Genomic DNA, 19,593 nt, shown 5'->3' with positions numbered 1-19,593 from the left:
TCACGCTCCTACCAGTTGCGGAACTTCTTCGGGGGATCGTAGAGCCCGCCCGAGGCGTGCACCAGATCCTTGACGTTGCGGGCGGCAAGCAGGTCGCGGGTGGCCTGGCGCGGGTCGATGCCCAGGTCTTCCGGGCGCTGGACGATGCCGCGGTCACGCAGGTTCTCCACTGCGCGCTTGTCGCGGCCCATGCCCACCGGGGTGTAGCCGGCTACGCCGCGGATGGCCTGTTCGCGCTCTTCCGGGGTGCGGCAGCGCACCAGGTGGGCGATGCCTTCCTCGGTGATGATGTGGGTGAGGTCTTCGCTGTAGATCATCACCGGTGGCAGGTCCATGCCCGCCGATTCGGCCAGATCCCAGGCGTCCAGACGCTCGACGAAGGCCGGCTCCATGTGTTCGCGGAAGGTCTCCACCACCTGGGCGACCAGCTTCTGGCCGCGCGGCATGGCGATGTTGCCGCGCCCTTCCCGGCCGGCCTTGAGCCAGGCCGGCGAAGCATGGCGACGGCCACGGGCATCGGCCCCCATGTTGGGCGCGCCGCCGAAACCGGCGATGCGGCCGCGGGTGGCGGTGGAGCTGTTGCCGTGCAGGTCGATCTGCAGGGTCGAGCCGATGAACAGATCGCAGGCGTAGTGGCCGGCGGCCTGGCAGAAGGCCCGGTTGGAGCGCATGGACCCGTCGGGGCCGATGAAGAACACGTCCGGCCGCGCGGCCACGTAGTGCTCCATGCCCACTTCGGAGCCGAAGGAATGCACCGACTGCACGAAGCCGGCCTCGATGGCCGGGATCAGCGTGGGGTGCGGGTTGAGCGCCCAGTGGGTGCAGATCTTGCCCTTGAGGCCGAGTTCGGTGGCGTAGGTGGGCAGCAGCAGCTCGATGGCGGCGGTGTCGAAGCCGATGCCGTGGTTGAGCCGAGTGATGCCGTACTCCGCGTACAGGCCCTTGATGGCGATCATCGCGGTGAGCACCTGGGTTTCGGTGATGAGCGCCGGGTCGCGGGTGAACAGGGGCTCCACATAGTGCGGCGTGGGCGCCGGCACGGTGAAGTCCACCCAGTCGGCGGGGATGTCCACCCGCGGCAGGGTGTCCACGATCTCGTTCACCTGGGCGATGACGATACCGCCCTTGAAGGCGGTGGCCTCCACAATGGCGGGTGTGTCCTCGGTGTTGGGGCCGGTGTACAGGTTGCCCTGGCGGTCGGCCATCTGCGCCGCGACCAGCGCCACATGGGGCGTGAGGTCCACGAAGTAGCGGCCGAACAGCTCCAGGTAGGTGTGGATGGCGCCGATGGTGATGCGCCCCGACTCCACCAGCCGCGCCAGGCGGCCGGACTGCGGGCCCGAGAAGGAGAAGTCGATGCGGCTGACCTGGCCGCGCTCGATGATGTCCACATGTTCGGGCAGCGACAGCACCGACTGCACCAGGTGCAGCTCGCGCACCCGCTCGGGGTCGGTCTGCACCATGGCGCGGGCGAGGAAGTCGGCCTGCTTCTGGTTGTTGCCCTCGATGCAGATGCGGTCACCCGGTTCGATGATCGCTTCGAGCAGCTCGACCACCTTGTCGGCCTCGACCCGCTTGCCCTGCGCCAGGGCGGCGGCCCGCTCCAGCCGCCGCATGCGGCCCTGCTGGAGGGTGTTCCATTGTTGAGAGGCGCTCATGTCAGCTTAGCCCCCTTGATAGAAGTGATTGGGTAACCACGTGGCGATGCCCGGTACCAGACACAGGATGACGATGGCCAGCAGCATCAGCCCGATGAAGGGCAGGCTGCCCAGCAGGATGTTCTTGAGCTTGATGTCCGGCGAGATACCGTTGATCACGAACAGGTTCAGGCCCACCGGCGGCGTGATCAGACCCAGCTCCATGAGGATGGTCATGACGATGCCGAACCAGATAAGGTCGATGTTGAGCGCGTTGAGCGCCGGCAGCAGGATGGGCGTCACCATGAGGATGATGGCCACCGGCGGCAGGAAGAAGCCCAGCACGATGATGAACACGTTCACCCAGAAGAAGAACACCCACTTGGACAGCTCCAGCTCCACCAGCCAGGTGGCGGCCTTCTGGGTCACCCCGAGGTAGCTCATCACGTAGGTGAACAGGAAGGAGGTGGCGATGATCATCATGATCATCGTGCTCTCGCGGATGGTGCCCGACAGGATGGTCTTGATGTCGTCCGGCCGGTAGCACTGGTAGAGCAGGATCACCATCACCGTGGCGCCCACGGCGCCGATGCCGGCCACCTCCGACGGCGTTGCCCAGCCGCCGTACATGGCGACCATGATCACGGCGATGAGGATGCCGAAGGGCAGCAGGCGCGGCAGGGCCGAAAGGCGGTCATGCCAGGTGATCTGTTCGTCTTCGAGGATGGCTTGCGAGGCGGCATCGTCGCGGCCGGTGGCCATCTGGCGCTCGAGCTTGTACTTGAACATCACCCACAGGGCGAAGAGCACGATCAGCAGGGTGCCCGGGCCGATGCCGGCCATGAACAGGCGGCCGATGGACTGCTCGGAGGCCAGGCCATACAGAATCAGCGTGAGTGAAGGCGGAATCAGGATGCCCAGGGTGCCGCCCGCGGCGATGATGCCGGTGGCCAGGCCCTCGGAGTAGCCGCGCTTGACCAGCTGCGGGATGCCCGAGGAGCCGATGGCCGAGCAGGTGGCCGGGCTGGAGCCGCACATGGCGGCGAACACCGCGCAGGCGAACACGTTGGCCAAGCCGAGGCCGCCGGGCACCTTGTGCAGCCAGGCATTGAGCGAGTTGTAGATGTCCGCGCCGGCCCGCGTCTTGCCGATGGCCGCGCCCATGAGCACGAACAGTGGAATCGTCAGCAGGGTGAAGTTGTCCAGCTCGGAAAAGATCGTTTCGGCCACCGAACCCAGATGGGCCGAAGGCATGAAGACAGCCATGAAACCCAGGGCGGACAGGCCGAGGGCAAAGGCGATGGGCATGCCGGAGAACAGCAGGATCAGCGTGACGCCCGAGTACAGCAGACCAATGGTGGTCGTATCCATCATTCCCTCCATTCCGGGCCGGTGACATGGGGGCGGCCTTTCCAGCCGACCAGCACGTCAACGATCTGGACCAGCAGCTGCAGCGACAGGGCGGTGCTGCCAATGGCCATGAACAGATAGGGCACCCACAGTTTCGGGCCCCAGGTGCTTTCGGTGATGCGGCCGTCCTCGAAGGCTTCGAGGAAGAACTCCCAGGCGTTGAAGGCCAGGAAGGCACAGAACACCAGCGAGAGGGCATCGCCAATCAGGTAGCGCACCCGGTTGGCTTTGGGGGAGAGGATGTGTTCGAGCACCTCGATGTTTACGTGGCCGCGCTGCAGCTGGGTGTAGGCGGCGCTCATGAAGGTGGCGATGATGAGCAGGAAGATCGACAGCTCCAGCCCCCAGTCGATGGGCGAGTCCATGAAGTAGCGCATGAACACGCCGTAGCACACGACGAGGGAGGTGATGACGACGACGATGGCGGACAGGTAGCCGGTCAGGACGTTGAAGCCCTTCACGGACTGGGCAAACACGCGCCAGACCGACCGACCACCCGGCTCCGTTGGCTGCGGGGCAGCCGAGGAGTGGGTGGCGTTGTTCATGTCACTTCACCGACTGGGCCATGTCCATCAGGGCCTGGCCGTTCTTCACGTTTTCCGCGAAGTGCTTGTAGGCGGTTTCCTTGGCAATGGCGACCCACTCGGCAAACGCCGCGTCGTCCATGTCCACCACCTTGTCGCCCGAGGCGGCATAGACCTCGGCCAGGCGTTCATCGTCGCGCTTGGCGCCTTCCATGGCGAAGGGCTCGAGCGAGGCGCCTACTTCGGTCACCACTTTCTGCTGTTCGGGGGTCAGGCGGTTCCAGGCTTCCATGGAGATGAGCAGCGGCTCGAACATGAACCAGAAGGTCTTGCCGCGCGCGGTGGTCACCGACTTGGCCACTTCGTTGAGGCGGTAGCTGATCAGCGAGGTGCTGGAGGTCAGCGCCGCGTCGAGCACGCCGGTGGACATGGCGCTGTAGATCTCGCTGGACGGCAGGTTGGTGGCGGCACCGCCGGCGCCATTGATGAGCAGGTCCATGCTGCGGTCACCGCCGCGCACTTTCAGGCCCTTCATGTCGGCCGGCTTGGTCACCGGCTCGCCGCGGCTGGCGATCCCGCCGGCCTGCCACACCCAGGTGAGGATCTTCATGCCCTTTTCTTCAAGGATCTTTTCCAGTTCGACGCCGATCGGCGCGGTCTTCCAGCGCAGGCCCTGCTCGTAGCTCTGCACCAGGGCCGGCATCAGGGTGATGGTCACTTCCGGCACTTCACCACCGCCATAGGCCAGCGGCAGCACGGACAGATCCAGCGTGCCCTTGCGCAGCGCGCTGAACTGGCTCTTGGTCTTCATGAGCGAGCTGCCCGGGTAGATCTCGATCTTCAGCGAACCACCGGTCTTCTGCTCGACCTCGGCGGCAAACTTGCGCGCCAGCTGGTCGCGGAAGTCGCCGTCGGGGCCATTGGAGGCCGGGAACTGGTGCGACAGCTTCAGCGTCGTGGTGTCGGCGGCGTGAACAGCGGCTGGCGCCATGGCCACGAAGGTGGCGCTGATGAGGGCGGACACGAGTGCCCGGAACGGCTTCTTTGTCATTTGAGTCTCCTTTGGTGGTTTTCATCATGGCCGGGGTGTCCAGAGGGGCACCGGGAACCAGTCATGTGTGCAAGTGTTTTTGTTTTGTATACAAGCTAGGCAGTCATGTATTCATTGTCAAGACTCACGTATAATGAAAATCACTGCATCCGACAATCGGAGATATCCATGAGTGACACCGCGACTCCGCTGCGACGCTCTGAACAGCTGGGGGAAGAAATCGAGGAACGCATCGTGACCGGGCAATACCGCCCCGGCATGCGACTCGATGAGCAGGACCTCGCCAACGAATTCGGTGTCTCCCGCACGCCCATCCGCGAAGCCCTCATCCAGCTGGCCTCCACCGGCATGATCGAGATGCGTCCCCGACGCGGCGCCATCGTTGCCCAGGCCAGCGCCACGCGGCTGTGCGAGATGTTCGAAGTGATGGCCGAGCTCGAAGCCATGTGCGGCCGTCTCGCGGCACGACGCATCACCCCCGCCGAGCAGGCGGAACTGCTCGAAGCGCATCGCGCCTGCGAAGCGGCCCGCGATGCGGACGACCCGGATGAGTACTACCGGCTCAACGAGGTCTTCCATCAGCGCATCTACCAGGCGAGCCACAACGGCTTTCTCGCCGAGCAGGCCGAGGCGCTGCACCGCCGGCTTCGCCCCTATCGACGCCTGCAGCTGCGCGTGCGCAACCGCATGCGCACCTCCTATTCGGAGCATCAGGCCATCGTCGAGCGCATTCTCGAGGGCGACAGCGAAGGGGCGGCCGATACGCTCCAGCGCCATGTGGTCGTCCAGGGTGAGCGCTTTGCCGACCTGGTCGCTTCACTGCAGGCCATGCAGACTTCCGACGCAGCCTGACCGACCCCGCTCGGGTTTCTGCGCGGATCGGCCGCAAACGCCGATGGACGGGGCCTTCGCGAAGGTATAGTCGACCTCACTCGACGTCGCCTCTCAACGCCCCATGTCCGCCGCCAACACCGAATCCAGCCGCCTCGCACGCGAGGCCTACACCCTGCTTGCCGATGACAGCGAAGGCCGCATCTGCAAGGACATCCCCGAATCCGCGTGCAATGACCAGCCTGGCAACTTCATGCGTCATGTGCTCAGCCTGGGGGCCACCAAAAGCGCTGACGGTTTTGCCGACGCCAAACTCATCCTCGCCTGGCTGTTCGGGGCGCTGGGCGTGCCGGCCTGGCTGACCGGCCTGCTGGTGCCGGTGCGCGAGGCGGGCGCCCTGCTTCCGCAGTTGGGTATTGCGGCCGCCATCCGCGGTCTGGCGGTGCGCAAGTGGGTGTGGGTCATCGGCAGTGTCGGACAGGGGCTGGCAGTCATCGGCATCGCCATCGCCGCGCTCACGCTCGAGGGCACCGCCGCCGGCATGGTCGTCGTGGGCCTGCTGGCCGTCGCCGCGCTGGCACGCGGGGCCTGTTCGGTGAGCTACAAGGATGTGCTCGGCAAGACGGTATCCAAGTCCACCCGGGGTACTGCCACCGGTGCGGCCGGATCGGCCTCCTCGGTCATCGTCCTGCTGTTCGGCCTGGCACTGGCCTTTGGCGTTTTCCCCCGTACCACGGCGACGGTGGCCGCCGTGCTGCTGCTCGCGGGCGGCCTGTGGCTGGCCGCAGCGGCCTTGTTCGCCACCCTCACCGAGGCCCCCGGGGCCACCGAGGGCGGGGGCAACGCGCTGACCCTGTTCCGCAAGCAATTCGCCCTGCTCGGCGAGGATGCGCAACTACGCCGATTCATTCTGGTGCGGGCGCTGCTGGTCTCCACCGCCCTGTCACCCCCGTTTCTGCTCGCCGTGTCGGGCGAAGCCGGCAAGGGCGCGCTCGACCAGCTCGGCGGCTTCATCGTGGCCTCGTCACTGGCCAGTTTCGTGAGTGCGTATGTGTGGGGCCGCCTGTCGGACCGCTCCAGCCGCAAGGTGCTGATGCTCGCGGGCATCGTGGCCGCCGTCGCGCTGGCCGGAACCGCCGGCCTGGCGCTTGTGGCCCCGGGGCTTCTCGAAGGCGTGCTGGTCCCTGCCGCGCTGCTGTTCGTGCTGATGGTGGCGCACCAGGGGGTCCGCCTGGGCCGCTCCACGCATATCGTGGACATGGCCGATGCGGACCAGCGGGCAAACTACACCGCGCTGTCGAATACGGTCATCGGCGTCGTGCTGATCGCGGGGGGCGCCTTTGGTGTGCTGGCCCAGGTGGCGGGTGAGGTGGCGGTGCTGGCGGTGTTCGCGTTCATGGCCGTACTCGCCGCCTTCAGCGCCCTGGGCTTGGATGAAGTCCAGCAAGGGCGCTGAAATAACACGCATAGCACGTTGGCATTTTTTCCTGTTCAAGGGTGGCGACCTCTGGGACAATCCGCTCCGCGCCCCCTCGGGGCGCGCGTTTCAATCGCAACGAGGAAGAATCTCCCAATGAACAGACGTGACATGCTGCGTCAGTGCCTGCTGGCGCTGGGCGTTTCCATGGCAGGGCCGGTGTCGGCCTTCGATCTGGGCCGTGCCATCGGTGCGGCCAAGGACCTGGCCGGAGCCGCCACCCTGAGTGACGAAGACATCGCCAACTACTGTGCCCAGCTGCGCGACGAGCAGGACGCCCAGCATGAGGTGGCACCGGCCGGCAGCAAGTACGGCAAGCGCCTGACCAAGCTCACCCAGGGTCTGGATACGCATGACGGCATGAAGCTGAACTTTGCCGTCTACATGACCGAAGAAGTGAACGCCTTTGCCATGGCCGACGGTACGGTGCGCCTCTACAGCGGCCTCATGGACAAGATGTCGGACGACGAGATCCGCTACGTGGTCGGCCACGAAATGGGTCACGTGAAGTCGGGCCATTCGCGCAAGCGCATGCAGGTGGCGATGGCCTCCGGCGGCCTGCGCGAGGCGCTGGCGGCCAGCGGTGGCGATCAGGCCGCGCTGGCCGACTCCCAGCTGGGTGAGCTGTTCGAGAAGGTGGTGCGCGCACAGCACTCCCAGGGCAATGAAAACGAGGCCGACGACTACGCCATGGCCTTCATGAAGAAGAAAAGCTATGACCCGCAGGCCTGTGTGACCGCGCTCGAAAAGCTCGACGCCATGTCCGGCGGCCGCGACAGCAGCTGGCTGTCCACCCATCCGGCACCCAAGGAGCGGGCTGCCCGCATGCGCGCCCAGCTGGCCTGATTGCCGGTGTGCGGTGGTCAGGCCACCGCGCAACGCATCGGAAAAGGTTCGGTCCTACAATGGACCGGACCTTTTTTTGTTTTGATGGAGCCAATGCCATGTACCTGGCCATGAACCGATTCCGCATCGCTCGCGGGAAAGAAGACGATTTCGTGCAGATGTGGCGCGAGCGCGACAGCTATCTGGCCGATGTGCCGGGTTTCGTCCGCTTCCACCTGCTGCAAGGCGCCAGCAACGAGGAATTCACCCTCTTCGCCTCGCACACCGAATGGCGTTCCGAGGCCGATTTCGAAGCCTGGACCCAGTCCGAGGCCTTCCGCGCCGCCCACGCCAATGCGGGCAAGAGTTCGCGCGACATGTACATGGGCCCGCCGCAACTGGAAATGTTTCAGTCGGTCCTCTGAGGCGGGCGGCGCGTTACACTCCGTGGCCTTTGATCCCGCAGCCCCGGTTCGATGGTCTCTTCGTCCGTCCTGACGCTTGTTCCCCACCCGGCCGTGCCCGCACCTGCCGGTGTGTCGGTGACCGTGACGGTCCGTCTCGCCGATGATGGTGCGTGGCAGCTCGACTACCGGGTCGAAGACCCCCATGGCCTGATCCTGTGGCCGGCCGACGCGCCGAGACAGGCGACGGACGGATTGTGGCAGCACACCTGTTGCGAGGCCTTCGTGGCGGTACCGGACTCGGAGGCTTATGTGGAGTTCAACGCCTCACCTGCCGGGCCGTGGGCCTGCTACCGGTTCGCCGCGTACCGGGTGCGGGCCGATCAGGGTCAACCGGCATGGCGGCCCGATATCGAATGCGCGCACGATGGTGCGGTAACGACCGTCAGCGTGCCGATTCCGGCCGTCTTGCTGCCGCCCGCGGCCCGGCAGGCGGCGCTCAGCTGCGTGATCGAGACACACGAGGGCACGCGCTCGTACTGGGCGCTGGCCCACCCGGAACCACAGCCTGATTTTCATCATCGCGACGGATTCGCGCTGATGCTTGGCAAGGAATGAGTTGCATGAAGTTCGGTATCGATCGCCTGACCGAAGACGCCGCGCTGCGTCGACCCCTCGAAGGCCGACGGGTCGCCCTGCTGGCGCATCCGGCATCCACCACCGCAGATCTGACCCACACCCTCGACGCGCTGGCAGAGCTGCCCAATATCGAACTGACTGCCGCCTTTGGCCCTCAGCACGGGCTGCGTGGCGACAAGCAGGACAACATGATGGAGTCGCCGGATTATCGGGATCCGCGCCTCGGCATTCCGGTCTTCAGCCTGTATGGCCAGGTGCGTCGCCCCACCGATGCCATGATGGACACCTTCGATGTGCTGTTGGTGGACCTCCAGGATCTGGGCTGTCGCATCTACACCTTCATCACCACCCTGTGTTACGTGCTGGAAGCCGCTGCCGCCCACGGCAAGTCGGTGTGGGTGCTCGATCGCCCCAACCCCGCCGGTCGCCCGGTCGAGGGCCTGAGCCTGCGCGAAGGCTGGGAGAGCTTTGTGGGCGCCGGGCCCATGCCCATGCGCCATGGCCTGACCATGGGCGAGATGGGCCAGTGGTTCGTCAATCAGCTTGATCTCGATGTGGATTACCATGTTGTGCCCATGAGCGGCTGGCATCCGGGCGCCGCGCCGGGTTTTGGCTGGCCCCTGGGCGAGCGCGCCTGGATCAACCCGAGCCCGAACGCCCCCAACCTCTCCATGGCACGCGCCTACGCTGGCACGGTGATGCTCGAAGGCACCACCCTCTCCGAAGGGCGCGGCACCACCCGACCGCTGGAACTGTTCGGTGCGCCGGATATCGACGCCCTTGCGGTGATGCGGACCATGAGCGAACTGGCGCCCCAGTGGCTGGGCGGCTGTGTGCTGCGCGAATGCTGGTTCGAGCCCACTTTCCACAAGCACGAGACCCGGCTCTGTCATGGCGTGCAGATTCACGTCGAGGCGGCGGCGCATTACCAGCACACCACCTTCAAGCCCTGGCGCCTGCAGACACTCGCCTTCAAAGCCATCCGCCATCTGTATCCGGACTACCGGCTGTGGCGTGATTTCCCCTATGAATACGAGTTCGAGCGCCTCGCCATCGATCTCATCAACGGCAGCCCGCTGCTGCGTGAATGGGTGGATGACCCGGAAGCCGCGCCGGCGGATCTGGATGCGCTGACCAAGCCGGATGAGGCCGCCTGGCGGGAGGCGGTGCAGCCGCTGTTGCTGTATTGAAGCCGTTGCTGGTGCTGGTGCTTTAGCGAGCGAAGCTGTTGCGGCGGCTGGCGCATTCAAGTGAGGTCCGTTGGCCGGGTTTCGCCCCGGCGGGCGCCTCACTTTCTTGCTTGTGCAAGAAAGTAAGCGAAGAAGCACGGCCCACGATCGCGTCGCCTGCCGGCGATTCCCAATCGCCAAGCCCCGGAGGCGGTGTGCTTCGCCAACTCGCCCTGCGGGCTCAGACAGCGAAGCCCTTGTGCCGCCCCCGGCGCTTGTCGATTGGCGCTCTCGAGGGCGGAGCGGGCGTCCCATTGTGGTGGGGCCGTAGCCGGGATCATCCGTCTAAATCTGAAAGAAGCGGCGGGTTGGCACACCCCCAATCCCTCTGTCGTGCCGAGTCGCCCGGATGTCCGGCAGAAAAAGCGGTTTCGTTGTCTGAGCCCGAAGGGCGAGTTTGCGAATCCGCCTGCCGGGCATTCGGGCAGCGAGGGTAGCCCGCAGGGCCACGAAAAGCGGGATGCGTCTCTTTGCCTACTTTCTTGCGCGCCAAGAAAGTAGGTCGCCCCTCAGGGCGAAACCAGCAGCGAAACAAGAATGGAATGGTGTCCCGACTCAACACTGAACTCATGCGTGAGGTCGTTCAGGCACGAAACGGCATTGGCCGGGTTTCGCCCCGGCGGGCGCCTCACTTTCTTGCTTGTGCAAGAAAGTAAGCAAAGAAGCACAGCCCACGGTCGTGTCGCCTGCGGCGATCCCCAACCGCCAAACCCCGGAGGCGGCGTGCTTCGCCAACTCGCCCTATCGGGCTCAGACAGCGAAGCCCGTGTTTCCGCCCCCGGCGCTTGGCGATTGGCGCGACCGAGGGCACTCCGGACCTGCCATTCTGGCGAGGTCTGTCGCCCTTCCGGGCGAAACATGAACCTCCACAACCTGCAGAGCGATGCACGTCACGACGACCGCGCATCCCGGCCCAAACCTCTTTAACAGTCCCGCTTACGCCATCGCAACCGGTCCATTTCGCTCCGTCATCATCACGATGAACAAGGCCCCTGCGCCCAGGAGAACGTAGGCACTGGTCAGCGGCACCACGCTGCCATCGAAACACTGCCCGACAATAAAACCCAGCACAGCCCCGCTCACCGTGGTGAAGAAGCCGATCAGTGACGAGGCCGTGCCGGCCACATGACCCACTTTCTCCATGGCCAGGGTGTTGAGGTTGGCGCCCAGGAAACCGAACATGAACATGCTGCCGGCCTGCATGAGCAGGAAGATCGGAAGTGACTCGGGGTGGTGCCAGACCAGTGCCAGGTGAACAAGGTTCAGCACGATGAGCGTGCACAGCCCGATGATGGCGAGCCGGCGCATGCCGAAGCGCATGACCAGTTTCGAATTGGTAAAGGCGGCCACCGACATGGCCAGTGCGACCAGGGCGAACAGTAGCGAGAAGCGTTGCCCGGCGTTGAACACGTCCATGAAAATGCGCTGCGCCGAGATGATGAAGCCCATGTGGGCGCCCAGCACCAGCCCCATGGCGAGCATGTAGCCCAGGGTCGTGCGGGTGGTCAGGGCAATGCGGAAGCCTTCGAATACCGAGGCCGGGGAGATCGAGCGTCGGCGATGCGTCGGCAGGGTTTCCTCAAGGCGGTACAGGGTCCACGCCAGCATCAGGCCGCCGCCGACCACGAGGGCACCGAAGGCCCAGCGCCATGGGGCGACCAGCAGGATGAGCTGGCCGATGGAGGGGGCCAGAATGGGGACCGCCATGAACACCATCATGACCAGCGACATGACCCGGCCCATCTGGGTGCCCGAATAGGTGTCGCGCGCCAGGGAGACGGCAACGACGCGCGGGGCGCCTGCGCCCAGGCCCTGGATGAAGCGCGCGGCCAGCAGCATGGAGAAGCTCTGGGTCATGGCGGAGAGCAGACCGGCGAGGGAGAACAGGGCAAGACCGCCGATGAGCACCGGTCGCCGGCCGAAACGGTCGGAGAGCGGGCCGTAAAACAGTTGGGACAGACCCATGCCGCCCAGATACAGGGCAATCACCGCCTGACTCTGGTTGGGGTCGCTCAGGAAGAAATCGCGATTCATGTCAGGCAGTGCCGGCAGCATCACGTCGATGGCCAGGGCGTTGAGCGCCATGCAGGCGGCAATGAAGCCGACGAATTCGTAGAAATGCATGCGTCCGGCGCGGGCGCCTGTTTCGGGGACGGGGTTGGGGTTCATCGGTCCAGCGCCTCCGTGAAGGGTTGGAGGGCGTTCGCGAGCGCCTCGACCGCTGGCGCGTCGGCCACGCGTTCGAGCATGGCCACATCGCCGCCGACCACGGCGTGCATGACCTGTTCGCTGAAGGCAATGCCGGCCGGTGTCAGGCGCGCGAGGCTGCCGCGCTTGTCGTCGGGGTCGTCCTCACGTTCGATGAAGCCGCGGTCTTCCAGTGTCTTGAGCACCTTGGTCAGCCCGCCGGAGGTGAGCAGCATGCCTTTGGTGATGTCCGAGGGACGCAGTGCGTGGGGGGGCGGCGTCTTGCGCAGCACGGAGAGCACCGAGTACTCGGCGGGAGAGAGGTCGAAGCGCGCCATTTCGCGTTGGGCGTTTTCGAAGATGAGATCGCGCAGACGGAAAATGCGCGCAATGGCGCGCATGCCCGGGCTGTAAAGCTCGGGAAAACTTTCGGCGGTCTGGCGAAGCATGTCTTCGCAGCGGGTGCGGCAGCGTGGTTTCATGAATCTAAATTATCAGCTAGATTGCTTTCTAGCAAGATAAATGTTCATGCAGATGGCCCGCAACCACGCTGAGCTGCGTGTGCTCAGGGCATGCCGAGGGAGTCGTGCAGGCTGGTGAGTGCCGCGATGAGCTGCTCTGCGTCCACCGGCTTGAGCAGGTAGCGATCCGCGCCCGCGGCCAGGCAGGCCTCGCGGTTTTCGGGGCGTACGCTGGCGGTGAGCATGATGATGGGGGTGCGGGGGCGGCCGGCCATGATCTCGTGCTGGCGGATGCGGCACGTGGCCTCGAGACCGTCCATTTCCGGCATGTGCATGTCGAGGATGATGGCGTCGAATTCTTCGCTCTCGGCGCGCCGTACCGCTTCGAGTCCGTTATGGGCCGAGCAGATGTGATGACCCGCGCGCTCGATCATGTTGCCGATGATGAAGCGGTTGTCGTCACAATCCTCTCCCAGCAGGACGCGCATGTGCTCGGCATCGCCCGGTGGGCGCAATGTCGCGCGTGCGTCGCTCGCCGGCTCGGCACTCTCGGCCACCGTCACCGGCAGTTCGAAGCTGAAACGGCTGCCCCGGCCGCGCTGGCTGGCGACGACGATGCCGGTGCCGCCGAGCAGGCGAACCAGCTGCCGTGAAATCGACAGGCCCAGACCGGTGCCGCCATAGCGGCGCGTGGTGCTGGTGTCGGCCTGGCTGAAGCTGTCGAAGATATGTTCGCTCTGCTTCTTGGTCAGGCCGATGCCGGTGTCGGTCACCGCGAACAACAGCCGCCGCCAGTGCTCGCGCGATTCGACCTGCTTCACACTCAGGGTCACCTGCCCACGTTCGGTGAACTTCACGGCGTTGGAGAGCAGGTTCGACAGCACCTGATGCAGGCGCAGCGGGTCGGTGCGAATGAGGTCGGGCACGTCATCGGCACGATCGATCTGCAGGCGCAGTCCCTTGCGGTGCGCTTCGGTGGAATAGATGTCGAGCAGCCCCGCAATGGTCTCATCCAGCGAAAAGCAGGTCTGCTCGGTGGTGAGCATGCCCGATTCGATCTTGGACATGTCGAGCACGTCGTTGACGAGCGAAAGCAGGGCGCGAGCGGAACGACGGATGCCGTTCAGATGGCGCGGCATGTCGTCGCTGCGCGGATCGTCCAGTGCCATTTCACTGAAGCCCAGAATGGCGTTGATTGGGGTGCGGATCTCGTGACTCACATTGGCCAGGAACTCGGTCTTGGCGCGACTGGAGGCGTGGGCCCGGTCGCGTGCTTCTTCGAGTTCGCGGATGAGGTGGGCGCGTTCGACACCCAGGCGCACGCTGTCGAGCATGCTGGTGCGAAAGCGTTTGGCACCGCCGTTGGCGGTCACCATGTAGAGAAAGACGGCCAGGCCCAGCACCATATCGATCTGTTCGACAGGATGCAGGAGCAGTACCAGTGCCACCGGCACCATCGAAATGATCAGATAGCTCAGATAGGCCTTGGCCCAGATGCCCGCCTGCGGGATCGCGCCCGTGGTGGACGAGACGATGACCACCGCCGTGAACAGGCGGGCCTCGAAATTGCCGGTCGGAAGCAGCATCACGCCGGCCAGGGCCCAGCCGATGGCCGAGACCACGATACCGTGGAGCACGGGCGCGCGCGACGCCATGGTGGGCTCGCCGCCATTGGCGAAGTAGCGGCGTGCCCGCCGCAGTTGCCAGTAACGCCAGCCCTGAATGCCCAGGAAAATCGACAGCCAGAGAGCGATCAGCGCGGGCGGGCCGCTCATGGCCAGGTTGCCTGCGGCCACGAGAAGGCTCACTGCCGCCGACAGGCCAATGGCAAAACCGTTGTTACGGTAAAGCATCTGGGTGATCTGTCGTTCGCACTCGGCTGCGACCTGATCATCCTTGCGCTCTTGTGTCGAGATCTTGGAGGCGTCTGGGGACACGAAACTCGGGTTGTAACTAAAAGATTCAGGAAAACAGACTAGCACGAAGCGTCTGAACGGAAACGCAACAATGCCGCGGATTTGCGGGCATTCTCTTTTATGCCATTGATTTATTTGAGCATAAGGCTGCCCTTTTGGCATCAGCCGATGCTCAAGTATGCGTCCGCCTGTGCCGTGAGTTCACCTGAACTGTGATTTTATGTGTCTTTAGGAGGGTGCCTCATGAAGATCGGGCACTACATCAAGCTTGCGGCGGTTACCACCGCGCTGCTGTTCAATCCTGCATGGGCAAGCGCAGCAGGTGCGGCGGATGTGGCCACCATTCTGGCGGGTATGGCCAAAGATCCCGATGCGCGCGAGGCGGCCATCGAGGCCGGATCCAAAACGGCCACCTTCTGTGCGAACTGCCATGGTCAGAGCGGTGTGAGCGCCATTCCGGATGTGCCCAATCTGGCGGCACAGCATCCGGCCTACCTGCTCAGGCAGATCGAGTCTTTCGTGTCGGGGGATCGCAAGAATCCGTTCATGGAAGGTCTGATGAAAGCGCTTTCTCCGGACGAACGGGCGCAACTGGTCCTTTACTACACCACGCGCACGCCACCCGCGGCGGCGCAAAGTGACGCCGCGCTGGTGGCTGCCGGGGGCAAGGCCTACGCCAGTCTGTGCGCCCAGTGTCATGGTGCCGATGGCCACGGCAACGCCCAGGTGCCGCGTCTGGCCGGCCAGCAGGAGAAGTACCTGCGGGTCAGTCTCAAGCGCTATCTGACCATGTCGGGCGAGCGGATCTATCCGCCGATGACGGCCCAGGTGACCAAGCTGGGCGAGCCGCGGATCGATGCTGTGGTGGCGTATTTGCGTTCTCTGCCCTGAGGCGTCGGGCATTCCGCTCGGGTGGATGTGTGTCGAACGGCCCAAGTGGCCGTTCTGCCGGTCTACAATGGACACTTTCCGAGACGATTCACGCCCGAGTTCGACATGAATGACGCCCTCCGAGTCTTTGCCTGCGGGTCCAACCACGATCTGACCGAGGAAATCTGCAACACCCTCGGCATCCCCGTCAGTCCGCTGGAGGTGTCACGCTTCTCCAACGATAACCTGCACGTGCAGGTCCAGCACAACGTGCGCGAGCGCGATGTGTTCGTGGTTCAGTCCTTCACCACGCCGGTGAGCGATCACATCATGGAACTCATGATCACCCTCGACGCCCTGCGCAGTGCTTCGGCCAAGCGGGTGACGGCGGTGATTCCGTATTACTCCTACGCCCGTTCCGACAAAAAGGACGCGCCGCGCATCTCGATCACCGGGCGCCTGGTGGCCGACATGCTGCATACGGCCGGGGCTGATCGGGTGCTGACCATGGATCTGCACGCGGACCAGGTGCACGGCTTCTTCAGTGTGCCGGTCGATCACCTCACCGCCATCCCCACCATTGCCAACCACTTCCGCGAGCACTACGACCTGTCCAACATGGTGGCGGTGGCGACCGATGCCGGCGGCGCGAAGCGTGTCGGGCGCTTCTCCGAGCGCCTGGGCATTCCCATGGCCATTATCGACAAGCGGCGGGTGAGTGACACCGAGGTGAAGCAGGGCCAGGTGGTGGGTGAAGTGCGCGGCAAGGACGTGGTGATCTTCGAGGACGAAATCTCCACCGGCGGCACCCTGGTGTCCACGGTCGAAACCCTGCAGGCGGCCGGTGCGCGCAGCATTCATGCCGGTGCGGTGCATGGCGTGTTGTGCGGCCCCGCCATTGAGCGGCTGCGCAATTCGGCGCTCGAGTCCATCGTAGTGACCAACACCTGCCATGTGGACGAGACCAAGCGCCTGGACAAGCTCACGGTCCTGACGGTCGCGCCCCTGCTGGCGGCGGCCATCGAGCGCATCCATAGTGGCGAGAGTGTGGGCGCGCTCTTCAAGTAAGCCCGTGAAACACAAAACGATTGACGACCCTGCCGGCATGACGGCACACTCATCGACATGAATTCAAACCTGCTCCGTCCGCTGCCGCGCTTCATGCGACGCACCCTGTGTGCGTGGCGCGTTCGCGCGTGGCCGGGGCCTGAACGCAGCTAGCGTTCGATTCATACCGAATTTGCTCGGGGCCGCGGTGAACACCACCGCGGCCCTTTTGTTTCTGTTTCCCCACCTCGTGTCTGTCATGAATGCCGCCTTCGGGCGGTCTGTTTCCGGGTGATGCCTTTGCCTCACCGTTCTTGTGCTCAACCACCAGGAGAAAACCCATGAGCCTGCTGACCTGTCTCTTCCGCGCCGACATTGCCACCTCCCGCGGGTGCGCGCAGCGATCGGAGCAGGTCATGCGACCGCGTGTGCCCTTCGTTCAATACGTCCATCAAGCGGAATCGAATGGAGGTGCGACATGCCTGTCCAGATTGCCTACCTGAGCGTGATCCTCATCTGGGCCACGACGCCGCTCGCCATCCAGTGGAGCACCGAAGGGGCCGGTTTTGCCTTTGCCCTGTTCTCGCGCATGCTCATCGGCGTGATCATCGGTGCGCTCGTGCTGGTGGTGTTCCGTATCCCGTTTCCAACCCATGCCCACGCGCGGCGTGTCTATGCGGTCGGTGGCGCCAGCCTGTTCGTGGGTATGGCACTCACCTATTGGGCCTCACGCCATGTGCACTCGGGCCTCATCTCGGTCATGTTCGGGCTCTCGCCGCTGGCCGCAGCGGTGCTGGCCGCCCTGTGGCTGGGTGAGCGCTCGCTCACGAAGAAGCGCCTGACGGGCGCCGTGCTCGGTGTCGGCGGGCTGGCGGTGATCTTTCTGCAGGGCGGTATCAGTGGTGGCTGGGCGACCGTGGCGGGCTTGTTGGCGCTGGTCGTGGCGATGATCTGCTACACCGCGGGCATGGTGTGGATCAAGCGTATCGGCAACGACAGCCCGCCACTGGCGACCACCGTGGGGACCGTGGGGGCGGCATTGCCGGGCTTTGCCCTGGTGTGGTGGTTTGCCGAGGGGCAGGTGCCGATGGAGGTGGCCCCCAGGGCGCTCAGTGCCATCGTGTATCTCGGGGTGTTCGGCTCGGTGATCGGTTTTGCGGCGTATTACCACTGCATCCGGCACCTCGAAGCCTCGCGGGTGGCGCTCATCACCCTCATCACGCCGGTACTGGCGCTGTTGCTGGGGCAGGCCCTCAATGGCGAGCACACCACCCCGCGCCTCTGGTTCGGGGTGATGCTGATTCTCACCGGGCTGGTGCTTCACCAGTGGGAGACGTTCAGACCCTGGTTCCGGTCCAGACGCCGCCAGCCGATGTGAGCATCAGGATGCCGATGTGGCCGCCTCGGGTGCCGTGAGCTGGCGCAGCCAGTCTTTCTGCGCCCGGGCGCGGCGGCGTTCTTCGAGCTTTCCGATGAGGTCTTTGGCGATCTCGTCGAAGGGAATGAGGCCATGGGGCAGGATCTCGTCACAGCGGATGACGTGAAGCCCCATGGGCGACTCGAGTACTTCACTGACGTCGCCCTCGGCCAGGGCAAAGGCCGCGGGTTCGAGTTCGGCAAACAGCTGCCCGCGTTTGACCACACCCAGCACCCCGCCGTCCATGGCCGTGGGGCAGTGGGAGTGAGCCAGCGCTTTTTCGGCGAACACCTCGGGCGTCGGGGCCAGGGCGCGCACCGCCTCCAGGGCCTCGACAGCCTGAGTGCGTTCTCCCGGCGACTTGAAGGTCATCAGGATATGCCGCAGACGGCGCGCTTCCGGGCGGTCGAAGGCCTCCGGGTGGGTGCGATAGTAGAGTTCGGCATCCACGGCGGTGACCGTGGGTGCGCGCGCGGCCACCTTCTCGAGCACCATTTCTACCCGCAGTTCGCGGCGCAGCGCCGCGTTGAGTTCCGACTCGTCGAGCCCGAGCCGCAACAGATCGGCCTGGAAATCGTCGTCGCTGTCGTAGCGGCTGCGGATGCCGGCCAGCGCGTTGGCCATGGCGTGATCAGGCACGATGACACCGGCGGCCTCCCGGGTGCCCAGCACCTGGCGCTCGATCTGCGCCTGGCGCTCGGCCACCTGAAGCAGGCGCTGCTTCTCGGTGTCGGCCAGCGCATCGGGGGCTTTTTCGAACAGCCCCCAGGCGAGTTTGAGTTCCGTGTACGCGTGCGCCATGGCCTTACTCCGTCGCTTCCTGGGCGGCGACCGGATCGCGGTGTTCGAGCAGGGCTTCGGGAATCTGGAGGATCCGGCCCGGCAGACTGTCGAAGTGGATGTGGTAGGTCACGCCATCCGGATTGTCGCGGATCACTTTGACCACCTCGCCGGTGGCACCTAGTTCGACCAGCACTTCGCCGCCAACGGACAGGCCTTTGATGGCCTTAATCTTGTCGCGGAACTCGAAACGCGAGGGTGTCCACGGATCATCCGCGCCGATCAGCTCCTCTTCGCGACAGCCGACAATACGACCCTCATCGAGGAAGTTCACCGAGTAGATGATCTGGTCCTGCAAAAAACTGCCCACATCGATCACGTAGCCGACGCTGCCCCGGCGGACCAGAAAGTCCCCCGGATTCATGCCCGGATACGTCCCGTCATCGCGAACGTTGCGGATCACCCGGACCGCTTCGCCGTAATCCCAGCGTGCGTTCATCATGGTGGAGCCTCCTTGTCTTGGGTACGGTCAGTCTTCGGTCTTGAAGACCTTCTCGAGCGACACGAAAGAACTCGTGCCACCGTCGGGCAGGGATTCGGTCTGGAAGACGGCGAATACCTTTTCGGTCAGCGCGTCCGAGGAAACGAAGTCCTGGTACGCACGGGTCAGCCACTCGGTGTAGACCGCGCGGGCGGCGTCTTCGGCCTCTGGCATCTGCGACACGTTCTTCGCGAGGTAGTCATGGAAGCGCTGCAGGATGTGCAGGCGGTTCACGTGCACCACCGAGGCGTCGTAGGGCACGCCGAAATAATCGAGGAAGTCTTCGGCCGAGCTCAGCTCTTCCATGGCGTCTTCAAGGGTCAGGGTATCGTCCATCGTTCTCTCCT

Annotated in this window: 19 protein-coding genes; 9 read left to right on the top strand and 10 right to left on the bottom strand. The window is 64.7% G+C overall.

Annotated features, from left to right (window positions below; genetic code table 11):
* Window positions 1–8 precede the first annotated feature (8 nt).
* Genes mdcA through dctP form a run of 4 tightly spaced genes read right to left on the bottom strand, consistent with a single transcriptional unit; the run spans window position 9 to window position 4,622 of the window.
* Complete coding sequence (mdcA, locus tag J0W34_RS21235; RefSeq protein WP_230970112.1) at window positions 9–1,658, bottom strand: malonate decarboxylase subunit alpha; 1,650 nt, start codon at window positions 1,656–1,658, stop codon at window positions 9–11.
* A gap of 6 nt (window positions 1,659–1,664) precedes the next feature.
* Window positions 1,665–3,011: a TRAP transporter large permease gene (locus J0W34_RS21230; protein ID WP_230970111.1), complete on the bottom strand. Its 1,347-nt coding sequence runs from the start codon at window positions 3,009–3,011 to the stop codon at window positions 1,665–1,667.
* Window positions 3,008–3,592, bottom strand: a complete 585-nt coding sequence (locus J0W34_RS21225; protein WP_230970110.1) for a TRAP transporter small permease — start codon at window positions 3,590–3,592, stop codon at window positions 3,008–3,010. The genes J0W34_RS21230 and J0W34_RS21225 overlap by 4 nt, the downstream gene beginning before the upstream one ends.
* Before the next feature lies 1 nt (window position 3,593).
* Complete coding sequence (gene dctP / locus J0W34_RS21220; RefSeq protein WP_227817497.1) at window positions 3,594–4,622, bottom strand: TRAP transporter substrate-binding protein DctP; 1,029 nt, start codon at window positions 4,620–4,622, stop codon at window positions 3,594–3,596.
* Between the two features lie 168 nt (window positions 4,623–4,790).
* Between dctP and J0W34_RS21215 the strand changes: the two genes are divergently transcribed.
* The 6 genes from J0W34_RS21215 (at window position 4,791) to J0W34_RS21190 (ending at window position 9,988) form a co-directional block, all read left to right on the top strand.
* Window positions 4,791–5,474, top strand: a complete 684-nt coding sequence (locus J0W34_RS21215) for a GntR family transcriptional regulator (RefSeq protein ID WP_227817498.1) — start codon at window positions 4,791–4,793, stop codon at window positions 5,472–5,474.
* Window positions 5,475–5,577: 103 nt separating this feature from the next.
* Entirely contained in the window at window positions 5,578–6,909 is a 1,332-nt protein-coding gene (locus tag J0W34_RS21210) for an MFS transporter (protein ID WP_230970109.1), read from the top strand.
* 117 nt (window positions 6,910–7,026) lie between these two features.
* A complete protein-coding gene (locus tag J0W34_RS21205) occupies window positions 7,027–7,776 on the top strand; it encodes a M48 family metallopeptidase (protein WP_227817500.1) in 750 nt (249 codons plus the stop codon).
* 98 nt (window positions 7,777–7,874) lie between these two features.
* Complete coding sequence (locus tag J0W34_RS21200) at window positions 7,875–8,180, top strand: antibiotic biosynthesis monooxygenase family protein (RefSeq protein WP_227817501.1); 306 nt, start codon at window positions 7,875–7,877, stop codon at window positions 8,178–8,180.
* Window positions 8,181–8,231: 51 nt separating this feature from the next.
* Complete coding sequence (locus J0W34_RS21195; protein WP_230970108.1) at window positions 8,232–8,777, top strand: DOMON-like domain-containing protein; 546 nt, start codon at window positions 8,232–8,234, stop codon at window positions 8,775–8,777.
* A gap of 5 nt (window positions 8,778–8,782) precedes the next feature.
* The gene (locus J0W34_RS21190) at window positions 8,783–9,988 is read left to right on the top strand and encodes an exo-beta-N-acetylmuramidase NamZ family protein (RefSeq protein ID WP_407941114.1); all 1,206 of its coding nucleotides are present in this window, start codon (window positions 8,783–8,785) and stop codon (window positions 9,986–9,988) included.
* A gap of 975 nt (window positions 9,989–10,963) precedes the next feature.
* On the opposite strand, the gene J0W34_RS21185 is transcribed toward J0W34_RS21190, so the two are convergent.
* The 3 genes from J0W34_RS21185 to J0W34_RS21175 all read right to left on the bottom strand — a co-directional run bounded on the left by J0W34_RS21185 (window position 10,964) and on the right by J0W34_RS21175 (window position 14,612).
* Complete coding sequence (locus tag J0W34_RS21185) at window positions 10,964–12,196, bottom strand: multidrug effflux MFS transporter (RefSeq protein ID WP_230970107.1); 1,233 nt, start codon at window positions 12,194–12,196, stop codon at window positions 10,964–10,966.
* Window positions 12,193–12,696 carry a MarR family winged helix-turn-helix transcriptional regulator gene (locus tag J0W34_RS21180; protein ID WP_227817505.1) on the bottom strand — a complete coding sequence of 168 codons (504 nt, stop codon included), beginning with the start codon at window positions 12,694–12,696 and terminating at the stop codon, window positions 12,193–12,195. The genes J0W34_RS21185 and J0W34_RS21180 overlap by 4 nt, the downstream gene beginning before the upstream one ends.
* A gap of 83 nt (window positions 12,697–12,779) precedes the next feature.
* Entirely contained in the window at window positions 12,780–14,612 is a 1,833-nt protein-coding gene (locus tag J0W34_RS21175; RefSeq protein WP_230970106.1) for an ATP-binding protein, read from the bottom strand.
* 222 nt (window positions 14,613–14,834) lie between these two features.
* Between J0W34_RS21175 and J0W34_RS21170 the strand changes: the two genes are divergently transcribed.
* From J0W34_RS21170 to J0W34_RS21160, 3 genes are all read left to right on the top strand, one after another.
* A complete protein-coding gene (locus J0W34_RS21170) occupies window positions 14,835–15,482 on the top strand; it encodes a c-type cytochrome (RefSeq protein WP_230970105.1) in 648 nt (215 codons plus the stop codon).
* 105 nt (window positions 15,483–15,587) lie between these two features.
* Window positions 15,588–16,529, top strand: a complete 942-nt coding sequence (locus tag J0W34_RS21165) for a ribose-phosphate diphosphokinase (RefSeq protein WP_227817508.1) — start codon at window positions 15,588–15,590, stop codon at window positions 16,527–16,529.
* 457 nt (window positions 16,530–16,986) lie between these two features.
* A complete protein-coding gene (locus J0W34_RS21160) occupies window positions 16,987–17,886 on the top strand; it encodes a DMT family transporter (protein WP_230970104.1) in 900 nt (299 codons plus the stop codon).
* A gap of 3 nt (window positions 17,887–17,889) precedes the next feature.
* On the opposite strand, the gene nifM is transcribed toward J0W34_RS21160, so the two are convergent.
* The 3 genes from nifM to nifW are packed head-to-tail and all read right to left on the bottom strand — an operon-like array spanning window position 17,890 to window position 19,582.
* The gene (gene nifM, locus J0W34_RS21155; RefSeq protein WP_230970103.1) at window positions 17,890–18,726 is read right to left on the bottom strand and encodes a nitrogen fixation protein NifM; all 837 of its coding nucleotides are present in this window, start codon (window positions 18,724–18,726) and stop codon (window positions 17,890–17,892) included.
* 4 nt (window positions 18,727–18,730) lie between these two features.
* A complete protein-coding gene (locus J0W34_RS21150; protein ID WP_230970102.1) occupies window positions 18,731–19,207 on the bottom strand; it encodes a nitrogen fixation protein NifZ in 477 nt (158 codons plus the stop codon).
* A gap of 27 nt (window positions 19,208–19,234) precedes the next feature.
* Window positions 19,235–19,582, bottom strand: coding sequence for a nitrogenase-stabilizing/protective protein NifW (gene nifW, locus J0W34_RS21145; RefSeq protein ID WP_227817512.1), 348 nt, complete (start codon window positions 19,580–19,582; stop codon window positions 19,235–19,237).
* Window positions 19,583–19,593: the final 11 nt, after the last annotated feature.

The organism is Nitrogeniibacter aestuarii, from assembly GCF_017309585.1.
Lineage (GTDB): Bacteria > Pseudomonadota > Gammaproteobacteria > Burkholderiales > Rhodocyclaceae > Nitrogeniibacter > Nitrogeniibacter aestuarii.
The sequence above is the reverse complement of the archived record's forward strand: the minus strand, read 5'-3'. Positions and strand labels throughout refer to the sequence as shown.